Genomic DNA, 17,852 nt, shown 5'->3' on the forward strand with positions numbered 1-17,852 from the left:
CGTCTTGTCACTATTCTCTCTATCAAGGGCTAGAAACACTCTTCTAACTCTCGGCCAGGCTCCGAGCCGCTTGCCGGATCGCCTGTACTTTATCAAGATTCATGTGTTCAGTCTGCCTTCGCATGGCTTCACATTCCGCAAAATGTCTAGCCGCACGCTCAGCCTGAACAACATTGCCCAAACGCGCCTCTTGCCGCGCCTTGCTTGCAAGCCCCTCGCCTAGCAAATCACACAGCAATGCGAAACCGTCCGCATCACGCACAGCCCGCTCAATTTGTGCAAGCATATCACTGTTTAAGCGTGTGCCGCTTAGTATTTTTTGTGAAAGCTGCGTTATCGATCCATCGCTATCCATGGCTAGGAATAATGCACGCCCCGGCGCCCCTTGAGCCCGCGACAACATGTCTGGGCTTACTTCGGGCAAAACAGCGCGCATGTCCCGCTCATGCAAAGGAGATAACGCCAACATACGGCAACGGCTACGGATCGTCGGTAACAATGCTCCGGGCGAAGCGCTGGTCAGCAACAACACCGTGTTAGGGGGTGGTTCCTCCAAAATTTTAAGCAAAGCATTCGCGGCAAAGCGATTTAGGAACTCAGCCCCATCTACCAAAACTACGCGCCAGCCGCCTTCGGCCGCTGTATGATGCAAAAAATCTTGAACAGGCCTTACGTCTGCGGCTGTAATCTCCGCTCGCAAACGGCCGCGTTTCTCATCCTTGGCGCGCTCAATGACCAGCAAATCCCCATGAGTCCCTGCCGATATACGACGGCCGACCGGGCTCGCTAAGTCTGTACCCTTCAATACAACCCGCGCAAGACGAAATGCTAGTGTCGCCTTACCTATCCCGGCCGGTCCGTGAAGCAGCCACGCATGATGCAAACGCCCATTGTGCAAGGCGCTAGTAAAAGACTGCTCCGCCTGCCCATGGCCATAAACTTTGTTCTTCTGCCTAGGATGATCCGGGCCTTCAGAACCTATCATTGGCGCCCTTGAAACTCTGTCAAAACAGCTTGAACCAAGCTCTGCGTTACATCGTCAGGCTCAAGACCTGCGTCAATCCGCCTTACTCTCAAAGGTTCAGCATCAGCGATAACGGAAAAACCCTCGCTAACCCGCACATGGAAAGCCTCAACCTGATCTTCATAACGATCCCCCGGCCCTCCGCGCGCAGTGAGGCGCTCCCGTGCGATCTCACGCGGGAGTTCAAGAAGCAAAGTCACATCAGGGTCGCACTGAATAAAACGCCGTGCTTCAGCAATGAAGGAGAGGCGCTCAGGTGCCGCTTCACCAATGCCATAGCCTTGATACGCAAAAGTCGAATCATGGAACCGATCACAAATGACAATAACCCCGCGCTTTAACGCAGGCAGTATCGCCGTATCTAAATGATCAGAACGTGCAGCTAACAATGTCAGGATTTCAGCGCGCCACGACAACGATACGCTACCATGCAAAAGCAAATTGCGCAGCGCCTCAGCCCCCGGCGTACCACCGGGTTCCCGTGTCAGAAGTGTTTCATAACCCAGAGCCTGCAAAGCGTCTGAAAGGCGGCGGGCTTGCGTTGACTTACCAGCCCCCTCACCACCTTCAAGCGTAACAAAAAGACCGTGTTTAGTTGGCCGGTCCATGACCCAACCTTGCCATTGCACGCCCTACGATACCCAACTTCTGAACAGACTCGCCTGCTTCGAGAGGCAAACGAATATCCGCCATACCAGGAGCTGATACAACGAGCGCGCCATAGCTTTGACCACGCACAACCGGGGCCATGATCGGCGTCGCATAATCGACACTGATTTGAGAGCGCTGCTGCCAGCCCAAAGGCAAGGTCATTGTTATGTCAGATGGAGCCACCAGCGATACACTCCGGTGCTCACCCATCCAAACCGGAGCTTGATCGACCAGCTGACCACGGCGGAACAGTGTTACATTTTCGAAGTTAGCGAAAGCCCATGACAGCAAGCGCTCGCCTTCATGTGCGCGCTCGTTACTTGAAGACGTACCGTTGATAACCATAACGATACGGTTGCCATTTCTGTCAGAACTAGCACAAAGACCGAAGCCACCCGCATCTGTATGGCCGGTTTTCAGGCCGTCAGCCAGACCTTTAGCAACCATTACGTTACGGTTGCCCTGCCGGATTTTGTTGAATGTAAACTCCGGCTCACCGAAAAAGTGGTAGTACTGAGGGTAATCGCGGATCAAATGCCCCGCAACCATCGCCACGTCATGCGCGGACATAAAGTGGCTGTCGTTCGGCAGGCCTGTCACGTTCATAAAGTGAGAATTGGTCAAACCAATCTTTGGCGCTTCCTCGTTCATAAGCGCAACAAAGCGCTCTTCTGAACCTGCAATACCCTCAGCAAGAACAATACACGCATCGTTCCCTGATTGAATAACCATCCCTTGGATAAGGTCTTCAACGCTGATTGTTTGCCCCAAAGGCACGAACATTTTGGAGCCTTGAGTACGCCACGCTTTTTCACTGACCGGCAATTGCTGATCTAAGTGCAGTCGCCCTGAAGCAAGCATGCCAAAAACGATATAGGCCGTCATCATTTTCGTTAGGGACGACGGGGGCATGCGCTCATTGGATGCCTTATCCATCAGCACGGCGCCCGTGGTGTAGTCGAAAATATATGCCCACCGAGCAACTGTATCGACAGGCCCTAACGGGGTGTTGGCTGGAGACGCCATGCCCGCACCATTGGCAGATGCATTATTCTCTTCTTGTGCATCCGCATGCCGTGGCGCAGCAGCATGGCGATGCGGCCGAGCAAGCGCCACCATAGGTGCCGCCATCGACGTGCAGGCAGCAAAACCGGCAACTCCGGCAATTAAGGAACGTCTTGTCTGCACGTTGTGTCCACCCTGTCTCATCATCCCCGGAAATCTACCTCTTACTGAGCTTAACAATCCGGTACTTTACTTAATAACAATCCGTGCGCCCTCTACCCCGCAATTCGGGGTAAGGTCTAGAGCCACATCCGCAGCTTTTTGCGACGTATAGGACCCCAACTGCACATTCCATACCAAGCCGTCCCGTGCGGCGCCATATCGCAGCTGACCGGAACAGCGTTGTGCAACCATTTGCGCAGCATTTTGGCTTTGAAAACGCCCCAATTCCACGTAAATGCCGGTCGGCCCGGGTGCTTCCTGCGTCCATTGCTGTGGCAAATCTGCAACCACATTTTCTACAGCTTTGGCGTCGTTTCCGCTGGAAGACCCATAGTCATGCACGGCGCCCGTACCATCAAGGGATTCTGCATGCACGCCAGAGAGCGGAGCTGCTTTTACCTCAAGCGTAGGACCACCCAAGGCGTCGTCCAGCGCACGCGTAGCGTTCTCGTCTTCAATGATTTGAACGGGCGTATCATTCGCCATAGCCAAAAGCTCGGCTACTCGGGGCGTAACCGCCAGAATACGGTCGCTACGCTCGGGCCCCCGGTCGTTGACGCGTATCCGTACCGCGCGCCCGTTGGCTAAATTTTTCACACGGACGATGATCGGCAGCTGTACGTCCTGCATCGCTCCCGCCATGCTAGTTGACTGCCAAATTTCACCATCCGCCGTGAGGCCGCCAGCGCTACCATGTTGCTGCACCACCGCAACACCTGTCGTGTTAAGGGCAAAGCGCTCAGCCGGGTAGAACCAATGCTTTCCAGCAGCCCACGGCTTTCCAAGAGTATAATGGGGCTGAGCCGTCAGATTTTCAGAAGATGACGGCGCTGGGCGATGACACGCCCCCACCGTCAAACAACACGCCGCACCAAGCCAATATTTAAGACGCAATTCCCGACCCTAACAATCCAACCGCCAATGCGTAAAAATCAGACGGGTTGTAACGTCTAATCACGTTGAAATTATGGTACACCATGAAAGCCTGCGTGCCCGGACCATCCGGCTGCAACAATGCCCCGCGAATGTCCATACGCGAGAACGGTTCACCGTCTTTGCGCCTCACGCCCCGCATCATCCATTCACCTAGGGTAGACGTGTTATTTCTACCCATTGAGGATGCAGGGATGTTCTCAACCAGACTCACCTCCTGCCCCCAAGGTTCGCCAGCCAGCCAGCCTGAGCGCCCCATATAGTTTGCGATTGACGCAAAAACATCGGGTGTAGATGTCCAAATATTTCGCCGGCCGTCACCGTCACCGTCCGCCGCATAGCGCAAATACGCGCTCGGCATAAATTGTGGTTGCCCCATCGCACCCGCATAACCACCCAACATGCCTTCAGGGGCGATATCGCCTGAATTCAAAATTTGAAGTGATTTCAAAAGCTCGCTGCGGAAAAAGCTTGAACGTCGGCCGTCAAAAGCCAAAGTCGCCAGCGCGTCGATAACGGAAAAAGTCCCGGTATGCGCACCGAAGCCCGATTCAATGCCCCATATCCCCATGACAACTCGGTCATCGCAGCCAAACCTTTGGCTGATAGGCCCCATGACAGAAGCTGTCTGGCTATAGACATCAAGACCTTTATCAAACCGGGATTGCGGCAGAACACGATCCCGATATTGCGCCCATGTCAGGGTGAATTCAGGTTGGTGCCGGTCCAACTTTAACACTTTTGGATTCGGCTGTTTTGTCTGCGCCAAAGCCCGGTTGATAACCGACGCTGACACACCCTGCGCTAATGCCTCAGCCCTAACCCCAGCCAGAAAAGCATCATAATCAGCCCCTTGCGCAGTACGCGCAAAGCTTGCCCCTCCCAAGGCCATAGCACCGGACACGATCAAAGAACGTCTATTCAGCACGGAATTCACAACTCCTGAAAGGCGCGGATTACAATATGATGCTAGCAATCATCCTGAGTTTCGACCAGTCTTCTTCAAACAAGCCATCATAAAAAGGACATTTGCGGTCAAGGCCTTAGCATGCGAAACCCTACAGCGCATGAATGGTTTCCTTATCCCATCCCTATGAACAACTTTCTTACAACACTCGCTACGCAGCCTTTGTGGCTAAAGGCTGCAACGATCGTAGGGGCAACCTTCATATTAGAAGATGCCGCAACCGTTTTAAACCGCCATTGCTACACGCCTTGGAACTCTCCCCTCATTCATCGCACTGCCTGCTTTATGGGCCGGCGTCGCCATAGGGGATATGGGCCTATATGGCCTTGGGGCTGCGGGCGCACGATGGCCTTGGCTACGCCGGTTTTTGCACATTACTCAGCATTCGCAGGAATGGTTTAGTCGTAACACCTTTCGTGCTGTAGCTATCTCCCGCTTTATCCCCGGAGCACGCTTGCCGCTCTACACGGCGTGCGGTTATTTTGGCGCGCCGTTATTAACATTTACCGTTACGGTCATCGGCGCAACCATAGTCTGGACGACCCTACTCTTCCTCTGCGCTCAATCCATCGGTAATTGGCTGCTCAGCTTTCAGTCTCAGTGGCGCTGGGCCGGACTAGCAGGTTTAGTCTTAACAATAGCTTTTATGGGCCGCCTCATAGCACGCCTCCAAAAAACAGAGCCCTAATCACAATGCCCCCTTTTTCCCGCGAAGCAGCTCAAAAAACTTTCAGCGAAATTCGGCATCTCTTCCAACACCCTGCTATACGCCCCAATCGTCGCCTACTGGGTCGTCATGGGCGTCAGATATGGCAATCTCGGCATTGCTACCGCCGCTAACCCCCGCATCGAAACGGGCGGCTTATGTGGTGAAAGCAAGGCCTCAATCCTAGATATGGCCGGAAAATACGCCTCCGAATCCATTGCACGTTACGCTGTTTTCCCGTCAGGCCTGCATGCTTTACGCACAGTGCAATGCAGCTAATAAAGGAACTCGACCTTTCGTTCCCCGTCGTCATTAAAACCAGACATCGGGTGCAACGGTACGGGGGTTAAATGCATTGCGTCAGCAGAACAGCTGGCTGATATTCTCCCTCTCTACCCGGCCCAAATTAACCTCATGGTGCAAGAACTCATAACACACACCGTTGAGGTCGGTATATTTTACATCCGCCACCCCGGCAGCGCGCGTGGGGAAATTACTTCTCTCACATACAAAACATCACCAACATTGGTCGGCGATGGCGTATCCACACTCAAGTCTCTACTACAGCAGAGAACAGACCTTTCCCATGCTGCCGATTTATACTTCAAGCGTATTTCAAAAAAAGAAGATCTGATTTTAAAAAAAGATGAAGTATTTTCCACTCGTATTTACTGGAAATTATTGCAAAGGGTCTGTCTTCCACGACGGAAAGAAGGACATAACATCAGAGCTTGTTACATCTATAGACAAGATTCTGCAGGACGTACCCGATTTTTATTTTGGACGAATAGATGCCAAAGTTCCGTCCATCGACGACCTAAAAAAAGGTAAAGATATACGCATCATCGAAATCAATGGCCTCGGCGCAGAAGCCATTCATATTTGGGATCCAAAAACGAGCTTGCTAGAAGCCTACAAAACCCAAATAAAACATTATGGAGCCGCTTTTCGTATCGGCGCAGATAATCGCAAACGCGGCTGGAAACCCTCCAGCCTTCTCACAATGCTACGCGCTTGGCTGCGGCACAGACACCTGCTCTCAGCTTACCCTATGAGCGATTGAGCCAGCAGCCTCCTGACCTCATTACTGCCCCAGACCGCCACCGCCAAAAATATAGTTACTGACTTGCTGCTCGAGGGAGAGCTGGTCCTGTGTATCATTAATAGAACCATTCACCCCCAGCAGCTTGGGCGAATGTCCGGGCTTTAACTGAAGTGCATTATCAGATGTCATAGAAGGCGCGCCAATCCCTGCCGCTGTATCGGAGGGAAGCGCGAGCTTCTCATCAACCGTAAAGGCAACGTCAGCCATCTGGCTCGCCGGATCCAAACGAATCGACTGTACCCGACCAACAGCAACTCCGGCCAAATCAACATCAGCACCCACGTGCAGGCCGTTAGCTGAATTTAAAACGCGCGTGCAGAAGGTTTCCGTGCTGAACCGGGCCACGATAAAGCGCCGCCGCATAGAACAAAAAGGCACCTGCAGCCGCAATAACAACACTGCTCGCCATAACAGCACTACCGCGCTTTTGCGTCTTCTTTGCCACTACGCTCTTACTCCTTATAGACGCTCACGATACGTGCTGTCTGAAACAAACATGCACACACTAAAAAATGCAGCTGGCAGCCTACTCGCTTCGCAAAGGTTGCGCAGCACGCCCCCATGAGGCAAACACTGATTACCACATGCTATCAAGCACAGAGCCACCGGAAACGGTAGTCTTCCTGCATCAGGAATTCCCATGAATCTGCTTCAAACCCTCGCCCTTGCAGTTCTGCAAGGTATTACTGAGCCTTTTCCCGTAAGCAGCTTGGGTCACGCTGTACTACTTCCAGCCATCCTCCACTGGCAAATTGACGAGCATGCACCTTTCTTTTTACCACTGCTCACAATGCTGCATTTGGGAACGCTTATCGGTCTAGCGGGCGTTTTTTGGCAAGATTGGAAAAGTCTTTTAGGCAGTGCGACTGGCACCAACGGTGCCAGTAAGCAGGAATCCGCAATCCGTGTTCTCGTTTTTCTCGTTTTAGCTACACTACCTGCTGTTATCTTTGGCGCAGTGTTTGAGCATAAACTGCGCTCGATTTTTGGTGCACCTCTCGCCGCAGCAGGCTTCCTTGTGACGAACGGTCTCCTACTCATCGGGACCGATATGTTAATCCGCAAAAAACAATCTCTTCCCCCGAGAGAGATTGAAAATCTCAACGCAAAAGACGCATTAATCATTGGTTTTTGGCAGTGCTTGGCTTTCTTTCCGGGCATCTCCCGCTCGGGAGCAACCATGGCTGGCGGATTATTGCGCGGCTTAAACCATGGCTCTGCCGCGCGTTTTTCTCTCCTGATGGCACAACCCGTTGTACTTGCCGCCACCGTTCATCAGGCTTGGCAATCACGCCATATCCCACTAAGCCACGACCTTATCGTCCAGTGCATAGTCGGCGCCATCGCTGCCGCCATTACAGCTTGGATTTGCTCACGCGCCATGCTGCGCCTTTTCCGCAATCATGAGAATTGGTCGCTCGTTCCATTTGGCTTGTATTGCATTGCGTTCGGCACGCTTTCCGTCATTTGCATCGCTCTTTAAACCCTTCCCAGGAGGCGCCTTTCCCGGCACATTGAATAAATCATGTCAGAACCGATACAATCCAAAACAAAGTCCAAGAGTGTGGCAACAACAGCCAGACGTAAAACCCTCGAACAGATCATGCGTGAGAATAACACGCATGGCCTGAAACGCAGTCTTACTGCCACACAGCTTGTTATGCTCGGGATCGGTTCCGTCATTGGAGCGGGTATTTACGTGACCATCGGAACAGCTTCAGCAGAGTTTGCTGGTCCGTCTGTTATGGTATCGTTTGTTATCGCCGCACTCGCCTGCCTGTTCACTGCCCTCGCATACGGCGAACTCGCTTCTACATTACCCGTCTCCGGCTCAGCCTATTCATATGCTTACATAACGATGGGCGAAAAAGCGGCTTGGATTGTCGGCTGGCTTTTGCTCCTGGAGTACGGCATTTCCTGTACCGCTGTTGCAGCAGGTTTATCAGGCTATGTCACATCCTTGCTGGACCTGACGGGCGTACATATTCCGGCCATTTTGAGCCATGCAACTTTGCAACCCGTTCCAGGTTCTGACGGAACGTTAATCGCAGCCAACTGGCAAGCAGACTTTATTGGTCTGGTCGCCGTAATTTTGGTCAGCCTCCTGCTGGCCCGGGGCGTCGAAGAATCTTCTCGCGTTAATACGTTTATCGTAATCGTAAAAGTAGGCGTTCTTCTTGCTTTTGTCGCCATCGGTCTACGCTGGATTAATATGGACAATCTGCATCCATTTTTTCCAGCCTATGCTGGTGGATTTCATTACGGCGTGCTTGGGGTATTTAGGGCTTCTTCCGTTATTTTCTTCGCCTATGTAGGCTTTGAAGCCGTATCTACAGCGTCTTCTGAAGCAAAAAACCCAACGCGCGACGTCCCTATCGGTATCATCGGCAGCCTCCTGATTTGTACTGTTATATACATAATCGTGGCTTTCGTGCTCATCGGCGTAGTGCCTTACAAGCAACTGGACGTAGCCGATCCTCTCGCCATTGCCGTGGCAGCCATGCACACTCCATGGCTCTCTTTTTTCATTAATATTGGTGCTACGGTAGGCCTATGCTCCGTTCTCATGGGACTTCTTTACGCGCAGTCGCGCATTTTGTTGACCATGGGACGTGATGGCCTAATTCCCAAAATCTTCAGCCGCGTCAGCCCCCGCTATCGCACCCCCGCTTACGGTTCGATTATTCTCGGAATTATCGTAGCGATTATGACGGCGACCATGCCGATCGACATCATCAGCGATCTCGTTTCAATCGGAACGGCCGCTGCTTTTGGCATTGTCTGCTTTACCGTAATTTGGCAGCGCAACACCCGCCCAGACATTGATCGCCCGTTCAGCGTGCCACTGGGAGGCGTCTACATTCGTGGCTTCTGGATCGGCACAGTGCCGTCCTTAGGCATTATCTTCAGCCTTATTATGACAGGCCCTCTCGTCGCTGACATCCTTCGCTCTACGTTCCACGGCAACCCTGTCCCTCTCGGCCTGCTTGGTGGGTATGCACTGCTGGGCGTGTTAACGTACCGCCACTATGGACGTCATAACTCCACCATGCGTGAAATTAACGAGTAAACTGCTCACTTCTCTCCACCCGATTTCTCTCCTATCCGCGTGGTGACGGAGAGCCCGGCCCCATATAACTACCAAATGGCGGCCGGGAAATCGGGGGAGAAATCATGGCATCCATCATGTGTTCTTCACCCGGCCCAGGCGGCATCATGGCATAACGCATGCGCGGCAGTGCTTCGGGGCATTCTTCCCTGATACGTGCGATAATCTTTTCTCTAATATCGCACCGCAAATCCCAGCTTTGAAGTGCATTCCGTGCACTAGCAATAATACGAATGGACATGGTTTTGTCGTTGCAGTCTGCCACTTGAACGTCAAAAACCTTCCCATCCCATAGCGGGCACGTCTTTATTACTTCGCCTAGCATCTCCCGGACTTTGTCCATTGGCGCTTCATAATCTAACCACAAGAAAACGACGCCGATAATCGCCGCTGAATTATGCGTCCAGTTTTCAAACTGATTTTCCAAAAAATATGAAATCGGGACGATATGGCGGCGCCAATCCCATACGCGCAGCACAACATAGGTCGCGTTAATTTCTTCAACCCAACACCAGTCACCATTAATAATGACCAAGTCTTCCATTCGGATAGGCTGCGTGATCGCAATTTGCACGCCCGCAATAAGATTCGTCAATAATCCTCGAGCGGACAAACCCACCACCAGAGATGCCGCACCAGCAGACGCAAACAGAGAAACGCCGTATTGCTTCACGGACGGAAAAAGCATCAAAGCTGAAGCAACCGTGACAATGCCAACCAATATTTCCGTCAGACGCCGCAGGACGCGAATTTGCGTCTGATGCGTCCGGATCATGATGTCGTCTGTCTGCTCGCGCGAAGATAAGCGCGTGAGATACGCTTCCGTCATCAGACGGAAGGCCACTATCATACCGTAACCTAGGGTCAGCACCAAAACGAACTGAAAGAAAAGACCAATATTTTCAGCCGTATTGGCAGAAAACCCTGAAACAGTCGGTAACGCCGTTAACATTCCAACCAAAGCGGTCATAATCCGTGTCGGGCGACGCAAGGCCCCAACAATTTTTCGGATCAATTCAGCGCTTTTTGGCCCGGGAATACGCAACAACACTGACGTCACCAGGTTGCCAGCATAGAATGCCAACCCCCCAACTAACGCCAGCATCATGACAGATACCAGAGCTGGTGGCAGCCAGAAGAAATACGAACGAAGAGTGAAGAGCGCGCTGACGAAATGCTGCGTCACGGGGCATTAAGCTCCTACAGACGAGAGGGAAAAACAAACTAACTCTTAACAGACAGGAGCTGGGAGGAAAATGCGACACTAAAAATGCATTTTTCTTGAATATCCATGTTGACACTTAAGGCATACCCACTTAAAAACCCGCCTCGAAGCCGATCACAAGTTGATCACGTTTCAAGGAATGGCGGTGTAGCTCAGCGGTAGAGCAGGGGAATCATAATCCCTTGGTCGGCGGTTCAAATCCGTCCACCGCTACCATTCCACTCAATTTCACAAAAACTATAATAGGCCACCATGACGAGAGCACCCCTTGCCATCGTGACTATGGTCTATAACGAGCCTGACCACCTTCCAAAATGGTGTAACCACTACGGAAGACAAGTAGGCCCAGAAGCCTGTTACATCGTTGATCACGGTACAAACGACGGCTCGACTGATGGTCTTTCTGGTTTCAACCTACTCAAAATTCCCCGCTCCCCCCAAGACGACGAAAAGCGCACTGACTTCATTAACCAGTTCTGCGCCAGTCTTTTATCTTGGTATGAAAGCGTAATTTACGTCGATGTAGACGAATTGCTTGTGGCGGACCCCGCCCAATATTCATCTCTCACCGATTTTTCTAAAAAAAATCACCACCCTGTTGTCACAGCCATCGGCGTTGACGTCATTCACAGACCGTCTTTTGAAAATGCTTTAAACGATGAGTATTCACTCTTCGAGCAGAGACGCCACGTTAGATTTTCCAGCGCCATGTGTAAGCCTGTCCTCATCCGACAACCCATTACTTGGGCACCCGGCTTTCATTGCTACTCTGAGGGCGCTCCCAGTTTTGGCGACCCTCTCTTTCTGTTCCACACCCGCTATGCAGATCTGAACCGCGGCCTGAAGCGCTTGCAGCGGACGCGCACTCAAGCCTGGTGCTCTGAACAAGCAGGCCAGCACCAAAGATTACCAGATCAAGACTGGGAAAATATGCTGCGGTCGATGGCGGGCCTGCCCGTCATATCGTGCAGCTTCGATCTGCAAGACCCCCTTATTCTCACCGAATGTATGGCCGTCTTACAAAGTACCCTCTCCCGCCAATATGACCGCTACCGCCTAGACCTTCATATTAGCGGTAATGCCCTATGGCATGTTCCGGAGCGCTTTTTAGGCCAACTCTGACCACAACATCGGACGAAAATATAAAAAAACCGGCTTTAAAAGCCGGTTTTTTTAATCAACAAATCGTCTCAGTCCACTGACGCTGGCTGCTCACGCTCAGATGAATAACCATCATCACGCGGCTGGCGCGAACGCCTGCTTTGCTGAGGCGCATAATGGCGGCGCTCGTTCTCAACATAAGGCTGCTGATGTTCTTGCGGCTCATCACCATGGTGTTCATCACCTTGATGTTGATAATCCTGCCCATCATCACCGTGGTGCTCACGGTCGCGCCCAGTGGTCTCGCGGCGCTCTTCATACGCACGCTGCCGTTGCTGCTGACGCTCAGCGCGCTCCTGCTGGCTTTGCTGCGCAGCTTGGTTCATCGCATTGAGGATACGGAAGTAATGCTCCGCATGTTGGAAATACGCTTCAGCCAGAATACGATCACCTGTACCGGTCGCGTCACGACCGAGCTGGAGATATTTTTCAAAAAGCTGTTGCGATGTACCGCGCACCCGAAGGTCCGGGCCATTACTCTCGAACACGTGGTTGCGATTCAAGGGGGTCTGGGCGTTACCATGATTGCGGGAGGCTCCGCCGCCGCCCGAACGATGCTGCCGGCCTCTCATACGCTTCATATTCATCGAACTGTGATGCACTTTCCTGAGGGTAATAGCCACTTGTCTCGAAGCGCTATTGCCGTTGCCGAAAAGACGTATGTCTGTCTTGCTGTGGCCAGTCTAAACCGGCCGATCCATTCACCGCCGGTCAACAAAATGACGGGCGACAGGAGAAGCCGACGGAGTGGAGCTGATCTCTACAAAGAGCTGCCTAAACCTTCGGTATAGGTTTTCATATCAGAAAAGACTTTCTGCGCCAACGCTTTTCCTATCAAATTGCAGCACAAGAGCACGTTCAACACCACCTAAGTCCCGGTGACGCGCTATTTCTCTCAAACCACATCGCTGTGCGAAGTCCGAAACTGCATTAATCTGTCCAATTCCCATCTCTAAGATGGCTATACCGTCGTGATTCAACAGACTAGGCAAAGCCCGGCATAAAAGCCGATAGGCGTCCAAACCATCTTGTCCGCCATCAAGCGCGCGGTGCGGTTCGTATTTAGCAACCTCTGGCATTAGCCCCGCAATATCATCACTCTCAATGTATGGCGGGTTACTAAAAACAATATCAAAACGTGCTGATAACGCCCCTGCCCAATCACCCGCTATAAACGCACAACGTTCTGCCAGAGCATTACGGCGGGCATTCTTAGCGGCCAAAGCCGCAGCGTCCGGAGATAAATCTACCCCTAAGCCCCACGCTAAAGGGAATTCACTCAACGCCGCCAACAGCAAACATCCTGTGCCAGTACCGAGATCTAGAATAGATAAGGGCATTTGCTTCGGTAAGCGCTGGGCAAGAAGAGCTTCGATCAGAGCTTCACTATCGCCCCTCGGAATAAGAGTTGCAGGACTGGTATAGAGATCCAATGTCCAAAACCCTGCCTCCCCGACAATGAAAGCCAAAGGCTCACGGGCCAAGCGGCGCTTCAACGCCTCTTGAAAACGCAGACCAGCCTCTTCCTCGACATTTTGGCACAAAAATAATCCCGTAAGGTCTACTCCTAACGCCCAGCACAAAAGACGACGCGCCTCAGAACGGGCATCCTCAACCCCGACATCGTTTAATTGACGCGCAGCGTCTTGTAATAAGACCTCTTTTGAAACCATTTTAAATACAACCTCGCGAGGATTGACGCCGATGACAAACCGTAGAAAATTTTCTGCACTGATGCCGCTTCTAAGCAGCATTCTGGTAGCCGCAGCAGCCCCGGAAGCCCGAGCCCAAACACTGCCAAGCTTTCAAGTACACGACACGAAAGCCCCGGAAGAAATTTCAGAAACATCACGCCTATATGTTGACGGAAAGCTAGCTGCCACATTCCGCCTTAACTTGGCCCATACAGACGAAACCAAAACAATACCGCTGCCAGTAGGGCGCACCACAATGAGCTACGCCTTATGTGGCGAAATCACAATTATACATGACGGGCGGCAGGAAACACATAGTGTCAGCAGCGCCGGAATGCTGCACCACCCCGAGGGACGCGTACTTGAAGCTGTTGGGTCCCAGCATTTTACTGAGTTTTTTCTGGTTGATTATGACGATGCGATGACCGCCACACACACACCCGGTCAGGCCGAGATATGCGCAATTCCCAACAGCTAAGAGATGAAAACTAGAAGCCTTCAGCCGCCAAAAGTGCTGTTTGCTCTTCTTGCGTCAAAGCATCTACAACTTCGTCAAATTCACCAGCCATAATCCGGTCAATTTTATAGAGCGTCAGATTTATCCGATGCTCCGTAACACGGCCTTGCGGGAAGTTATACGTCCGTATCCGCTCTGAACGATCACCCGTACCAACCTGTGACTTACGATCCTGTGCACGCTCTGCATGGGCTGCAGCACGCTGGGCCTCGTATAGGCGCGCGCGCAAGATCTTCATCGCCTTGGCACGGTTTTTGTGCTGGCTCTTCTCTTCCTGCATGGCCACCACGACACCCGTCGGAATATGCGTGATTCGGACAGCACTCTCCGTTTTATTAACGTGCTGCCCTCCCGCTCCCGATGCCCGATAAACGTCGATGCGCAGGTCATCATCGTTGATGGTGACATCAACTTCTTCCGCCTCAGGCAGAACTGCAACGGTTACCGTCGACGTGTGAATACGCCCTTGGCTTTCCGTTGCCGGAACGCGCTGGACACGGTGCACGCCTGACTCATATTTCAAACGGGCGAAAACAGAGCGGCCGGAGATCGTTGCCATCCCCTCTTTAATGCCTGAAACTTCGCTTTCGGCGTATTCCATAACTTCAAAACGCCATCCATTACGCTCAGAAAAGCGGCGATAAGCGTCAAAAAGCTCCGAGGCAAACAGCCCCGCCTCATCACCGCCTGCGGCAGGACGAATTTCTAAAATTGCACTGCGTTCATCTGCTTCATCTTTTGGCAGCAGAGCTAAACGCAACGCCCTTTCTAAAACGGGAATACTGTCGTGGAGTTCTTCAAGCTCTGCACGGGCCAAGTCCCGCATTTCAGGGTCGTCAAGGAGGGCTTCGGCACCCTCCTTCTGTTCCACCGCTGCGCGATAGGCTTGAATTGAGGCAACAACAGGCTCTAGCTCAGCATACTCGCGAGAGAGACGTGTAAACGTCTCCCCCGTGGCTTCCCCAGACGCCATGATGTCTTGAAGCTCTTCCGAGCGGGCGACAATACGCTCGAGTCTATCATCAACCGCCACGCTTTAGGCTCCAGTTAAGCACTGCACAACATCGCCCAGTGCAACTTCACGCTGCTCACGCGCCGTCAAATCACGCAGTTGCACTACGCCCCGCGCGATTTCTTCGTCTCCCAAAACAATCGCATGGGAAGCGCCAGATTTCACAACACGCTCCATCCGTTTTTTGAGGTTGCCGCGTGTTTCAATTTCTGCGCGCAGACCGGCCTGACGCAAACTACGTACCAGCGATGCTGCCTTTTGCACTGCAGCATCCCCCATAGGAACGAGCGCAATACCAGCTTCTACAACTGGAGCTTCCTCAAGCAACAATGCGAGGCGCTCGATCCCCCCGGCCCAACCAATAGCCGGTATTTCAGGGCCACCCATCTGCGCAACAAGCCCTTCGTAACGCCCGCCAGCAAGAACAGTCCCTTGGGCCCCTAGTTTGGTCGTTACGAATTCAAACGCCGTATGAGAATAGTAATCCAGGCCACGGACTATGCTTGGATTTTCAGTGAACGGGACCCCGAAATCATGCAAGTGAGCACGTAAATCGTCCCAGAACTTTTGAGATTCCGCATTTAAATAATCAGCAAAACGTGGCGCATCGTTCAACAACGCGCGATCTTGTTCTGCCTTGCTATCCAAAATACGCAAGGGGTTGACGTCCAGTCGCGTACGGCTCTCGTCTGAAAGCGCATCAATGTGCGAACGGAAATAAGCCACCAGCGCATCGCGCCATGCTTGACGTGAGGCAATATCACCTAACGTGTTCAACTCAAGGACAACGTCATCGGCAAGCCCCAGCGCCTTTAAGACGTCATAGGCCATGGTGATGACCTCTGCATCGCGCAGCGGACCTTCAGCACCGATAAGCTCTGCACCAATTTGATGGAACTGACGGTAACGCCCCTTTTGCGGCCGCTCATAGCGGAACATCGGGCCGCTATACCACGCCTTTTGGGGCAAAGATTGTGTTAAACCGTTCGTCACCAAAGCACGGCAGATAGATGCCGTATTCTCCGGCCTCAGTGTAATGCTGTCACCGCCACGGTCTTCGAAGCTGTACATCTCCTTAGAGACGACATCGGATGTTTCACCCAATGTTCGCGCAAAAACGCGCGTATCTTCGAAGATTGGAGTGCTCCACTCTTCAAAGCCATAAGTCGCAAGAACGCGTGCCGCCGTTTGTATAACATGACGATGCCTGCGCATCGTCTCGCCAATCAAATCATGTGTGCCGCGTGGCGGCTGTAAACCTGTCATGCTACCAGCCATTATGCGCTCGCAGGGTCCATTTGCTTCGCAGTTGAAGCTTCTTCTTTACCAGCTTCAATAGCGGCTACTTTGTTTTCTACCAGCTCAACAATATGCTCGATCATGTCCTTGGCGGGCATGGTGTGGTCTTGTTTGCCGGCGGAGTAGACCATGTGGCGCCCTTGCCCGCCGCCGGTCACCCCGAGATCCGTCATCAGTGCCTCTCCCGGCCCGTTCACCACGCATCCAATGATCGACAGCGTCAAAGGCGTTTTGATGTGCTGCAGACGATCTTCCAATGTCTGCACAGTTTCCACGACGTTGAAGCCTTGGCGAGCACAAGACGGGCAGGAAATAATTTTCACACCACGGTGACGCAAGCCAAGGGACTTCAAAATATCCCAACCGACCAGCACTTCTTCTTCAGGCGCAGCAGACAGTGAAACGCGCATGGTATCACCCACGCCTGCCCATAGAAGGTTCCCCAAGCCAATAGAAGACTTCACAGTCCCTGCACGCTTAGAGCCAGCCTCAGTAATACCGATATGCAGCGGATGATCACAGCAATCTGCAAGCTGCTGGTAAGCCGCCACAGCCATAAACACGTCTGACGCTTTCACGCTGATCTTAAACTCGTGGAAGTCGTGATCTTGCAAAATCTTTGCGTGTTCCAGCGCACTTTCAACCAGCGCTTCAGGGTTTGGTTCGCCGTATTTTTCAAGAAGATGGCGCTCCAGCGAGCCAGCGTTCACACCAATTCTGATGGAGCAGTTATGCTCACGCGCTGCCTTGACCACTTCCTTTACACGTTCTGCGCTGCCGATATTACCCGGATTAATACGCAAACATGCCGCACCGTTACGGGCTGCTTCGAGCGCGCGTTTATAGTGGAAGTGAATATCAGCCACGATTGGCACATTCACTTCATGCGCAATTTCTTTCAGCGCTGCAGTGCTGGCTTCATCAGGGCAGGATACACGGACGATATCAACACCCGCCAGCTCAGCACGACGAATTTGCTCAATTGTCGCTTGCGCATCAGACGTAAGAGTGTTGGTCATTGTCTGCACAGAAATCGGAGCATCACCACCAACGGCAACTTTACCCACGTGAATCTGACGAGACTTACGACGCTCGATATGCTGATACGGACGGTAGCTGCTCATGTTAATCCTCTTCGTGCCGGGGTAGTACCCGGCCTATAGGTTCGGCGTTTCGTATGTTCGTCCGCCCCTTCTATAGGCAGATGACCATTTATTCCAGA

Annotated in this window: 20 protein-coding genes and 1 tRNA gene; 8 read left to right on the forward strand and 13 right to left on the reverse strand. The window is 52.4% G+C overall.

Annotation, left to right across the window (positions count from 1 at the left end; all coding sequences use genetic code 11):
- Positions 1 to 43: 43 nt before the first annotated feature.
- Genes D5366_RS00095 through D5366_RS00115 form a run of 5 tightly spaced genes read right to left on the reverse strand, consistent with a single transcriptional unit; the run spans position 44 to position 4,763 of the window.
- On the reverse strand, positions 44 to 985 hold the full coding sequence (locus tag D5366_RS00095) for a DNA polymerase III subunit delta' (RefSeq protein ID WP_141491771.1): 942 nt from the start codon (positions 983 to 985) through the stop codon (positions 44 to 46).
- On the reverse strand, positions 982 to 1,632 hold the full coding sequence (tmk, locus tag D5366_RS00100) for a dTMP kinase (protein WP_141491772.1): 651 nt from the start codon (positions 1,630 to 1,632) through the stop codon (positions 982 to 984). Before tmk ends, D5366_RS00095 begins: the two co-directional genes overlap by 4 nt.
- Positions 1,616 to 2,887, reverse strand: coding sequence for a D-alanyl-D-alanine carboxypeptidase family protein (locus D5366_RS00105; RefSeq protein WP_141491773.1), 1,272 nt, complete (start codon positions 2,885 to 2,887; stop codon positions 1,616 to 1,618). The genes tmk and D5366_RS00105 overlap by 17 nt, the downstream gene beginning before the upstream one ends.
- A 42-nt stretch (positions 2,888 to 2,929) precedes the next feature.
- The gene (locus D5366_RS00110) at positions 2,930 to 3,796 is read right to left on the reverse strand and encodes a septal ring lytic transglycosylase RlpA family protein (protein WP_141491774.1); all 867 of its coding nucleotides are present in this window, start codon (positions 3,794 to 3,796) and stop codon (positions 2,930 to 2,932) included.
- Positions 3,786 to 4,763, reverse strand: coding sequence for a lytic murein transglycosylase (locus D5366_RS00115; protein ID WP_141491775.1), 978 nt, complete (start codon positions 4,761 to 4,763; stop codon positions 3,786 to 3,788). Before D5366_RS00115 ends, D5366_RS00110 begins: the two co-directional genes overlap by 11 nt.
- A gap of 349 nt (positions 4,764 to 5,112) precedes the next feature.
- Between D5366_RS00115 and D5366_RS00120 the strand changes: the two genes are divergently transcribed.
- The 3 genes from D5366_RS00120 to D5366_RS11880 all read left to right on the forward strand — a co-directional run bounded on the left by D5366_RS00120 (position 5,113) and on the right by D5366_RS11880 (position 6,571).
- Positions 5,113 to 5,490, forward strand: a complete 378-nt coding sequence (locus D5366_RS00120) for a DedA family protein (RefSeq protein ID WP_240775263.1) — start codon at positions 5,113 to 5,115, stop codon at positions 5,488 to 5,490.
- Between the two features lie 108 nt (positions 5,491 to 5,598).
- Positions 5,599 to 5,787, forward strand: coding sequence for a hypothetical protein (locus D5366_RS11875; protein ID WP_240775264.1), 189 nt, complete (start codon positions 5,599 to 5,601; stop codon positions 5,785 to 5,787).
- Between the two features lie 367 nt (positions 5,788 to 6,154).
- Positions 6,155 to 6,571 (forward strand): hypothetical protein, encoded by a 417-nt coding sequence (locus tag D5366_RS11880; RefSeq protein ID WP_240775265.1) that lies wholly within the window; start codon positions 6,155 to 6,157, stop codon positions 6,569 to 6,571.
- A gap of 21 nt (positions 6,572 to 6,592) precedes the next feature.
- On the opposite strand, the gene D5366_RS00130 is transcribed toward D5366_RS11880, so the two are convergent.
- Both D5366_RS00130 and D5366_RS11885 read right to left on the reverse strand, forming a co-directional pair.
- Positions 6,593 to 6,895, reverse strand: a complete 303-nt coding sequence (locus D5366_RS00130) for an MlaD family protein (protein WP_240775266.1) — start codon at positions 6,893 to 6,895, stop codon at positions 6,593 to 6,595.
- A gap of 10 nt (positions 6,896 to 6,905) precedes the next feature.
- Entirely contained in the window at positions 6,906 to 7,058 is a 153-nt protein-coding gene (locus D5366_RS11885; protein WP_240775267.1) for a hypothetical protein, read from the reverse strand.
- A 195-nt stretch (positions 7,059 to 7,253) separates the two neighbouring features.
- On the opposite strand from D5366_RS11885, the gene D5366_RS00135 reads away from it, so the two are divergent.
- Positions 7,254 to 8,096, forward strand: a complete 843-nt coding sequence (locus D5366_RS00135; RefSeq protein ID WP_141491776.1) for an undecaprenyl-diphosphate phosphatase — start codon at positions 7,254 to 7,256, stop codon at positions 8,094 to 8,096.
- Positions 8,097 to 8,138: 42 nt separating this feature from the next.
- Positions 8,139 to 9,683: an APC family permease gene (locus D5366_RS00140; protein ID WP_240775268.1), complete on the forward strand. Its 1,545-nt coding sequence runs from the start codon at positions 8,139 to 8,141 to the stop codon at positions 9,681 to 9,683.
- A 31-nt stretch (positions 9,684 to 9,714) separates the two neighbouring features.
- On the opposite strand, the gene D5366_RS00145 is transcribed toward D5366_RS00140, so the two are convergent.
- Positions 9,715 to 10,908 carry a mechanosensitive ion channel family protein gene (locus D5366_RS00145; RefSeq protein WP_141491777.1) on the reverse strand — a complete coding sequence of 398 codons (1,194 nt, stop codon included), beginning with the start codon at positions 10,906 to 10,908 and terminating at the stop codon, positions 9,715 to 9,717.
- A gap of 180 nt (positions 10,909 to 11,088) precedes the next feature.
- On the opposite strand from D5366_RS00145, the gene D5366_RS00150 reads away from it, so the two are divergent.
- Positions 11,089 to 11,163: transfer RNA gene (locus tag D5366_RS00150), tRNA-Met, on the forward strand.
- Between the two features lie 36 nt (positions 11,164 to 11,199).
- Positions 11,200 to 12,069 (forward strand): glycosyltransferase family 2 protein, encoded by an 870-nt coding sequence (locus D5366_RS00155; protein WP_141491778.1) that lies wholly within the window; start codon positions 11,200 to 11,202, stop codon positions 12,067 to 12,069.
- A 68-nt stretch (positions 12,070 to 12,137) separates the two neighbouring features.
- Here D5366_RS00155 and D5366_RS00160 read toward each other — a convergent pair whose 3' ends face one another.
- Both D5366_RS00160 and prmC read right to left on the reverse strand, forming a co-directional pair.
- Positions 12,138 to 12,695: a DUF4167 domain-containing protein gene (locus D5366_RS00160; RefSeq protein ID WP_141491779.1), complete on the reverse strand. Its 558-nt coding sequence runs from the start codon at positions 12,693 to 12,695 to the stop codon at positions 12,138 to 12,140.
- A 213-nt stretch (positions 12,696 to 12,908) separates the two neighbouring features.
- Positions 12,909 to 13,781: a peptide chain release factor N(5)-glutamine methyltransferase gene (gene prmC, locus D5366_RS00165; protein ID WP_141491780.1), complete on the reverse strand. Its 873-nt coding sequence runs from the start codon at positions 13,779 to 13,781 to the stop codon at positions 12,909 to 12,911.
- 31 nt (positions 13,782 to 13,812) lie between these two features.
- Here prmC and D5366_RS00170 point away from each other — a divergent pair, with 31 nt between their 5' ends.
- On the forward strand, positions 13,813 to 14,280 hold the full coding sequence (locus D5366_RS00170) for a hypothetical protein (protein WP_240775269.1): 468 nt from the start codon (positions 13,813 to 13,815) through the stop codon (positions 14,278 to 14,280).
- Positions 14,281 to 14,290: 10 nt separating this feature from the next.
- On the opposite strand, the gene prfA is transcribed toward D5366_RS00170, so the two are convergent.
- Genes prfA through ispG form a run of 3 tightly spaced genes read right to left on the reverse strand, consistent with a single transcriptional unit; the run spans position 14,291 to position 17,754 of the window.
- Complete coding sequence (prfA, locus tag D5366_RS00175) at positions 14,291 to 15,352, reverse strand: peptide chain release factor 1 (protein WP_141491781.1); 1,062 nt, start codon at positions 15,350 to 15,352, stop codon at positions 14,291 to 14,293.
- A 3-nt stretch (positions 15,353 to 15,355) separates the two neighbouring features.
- The gene (gene hisS, locus D5366_RS00180) at positions 15,356 to 16,597 is read right to left on the reverse strand and encodes a histidine--tRNA ligase (protein ID WP_141491782.1); all 1,242 of its coding nucleotides are present in this window, start codon (positions 16,595 to 16,597) and stop codon (positions 15,356 to 15,358) included.
- Between the two features lie 11 nt (positions 16,598 to 16,608).
- Complete coding sequence (gene ispG, locus D5366_RS00185) at positions 16,609 to 17,754, reverse strand: flavodoxin-dependent (E)-4-hydroxy-3-methylbut-2-enyl-diphosphate synthase (RefSeq protein ID WP_141491783.1); 1,146 nt, start codon at positions 17,752 to 17,754, stop codon at positions 16,609 to 16,611.
- Positions 17,755 to 17,852 lie beyond the last annotated feature (98 nt).

This window comes from Neokomagataea tanensis, assembly GCF_006542335.1.
Taxonomy (GTDB): Bacteria; Pseudomonadota; Alphaproteobacteria; order Acetobacterales; family Acetobacteraceae; genus Gluconobacter; species Gluconobacter tanensis.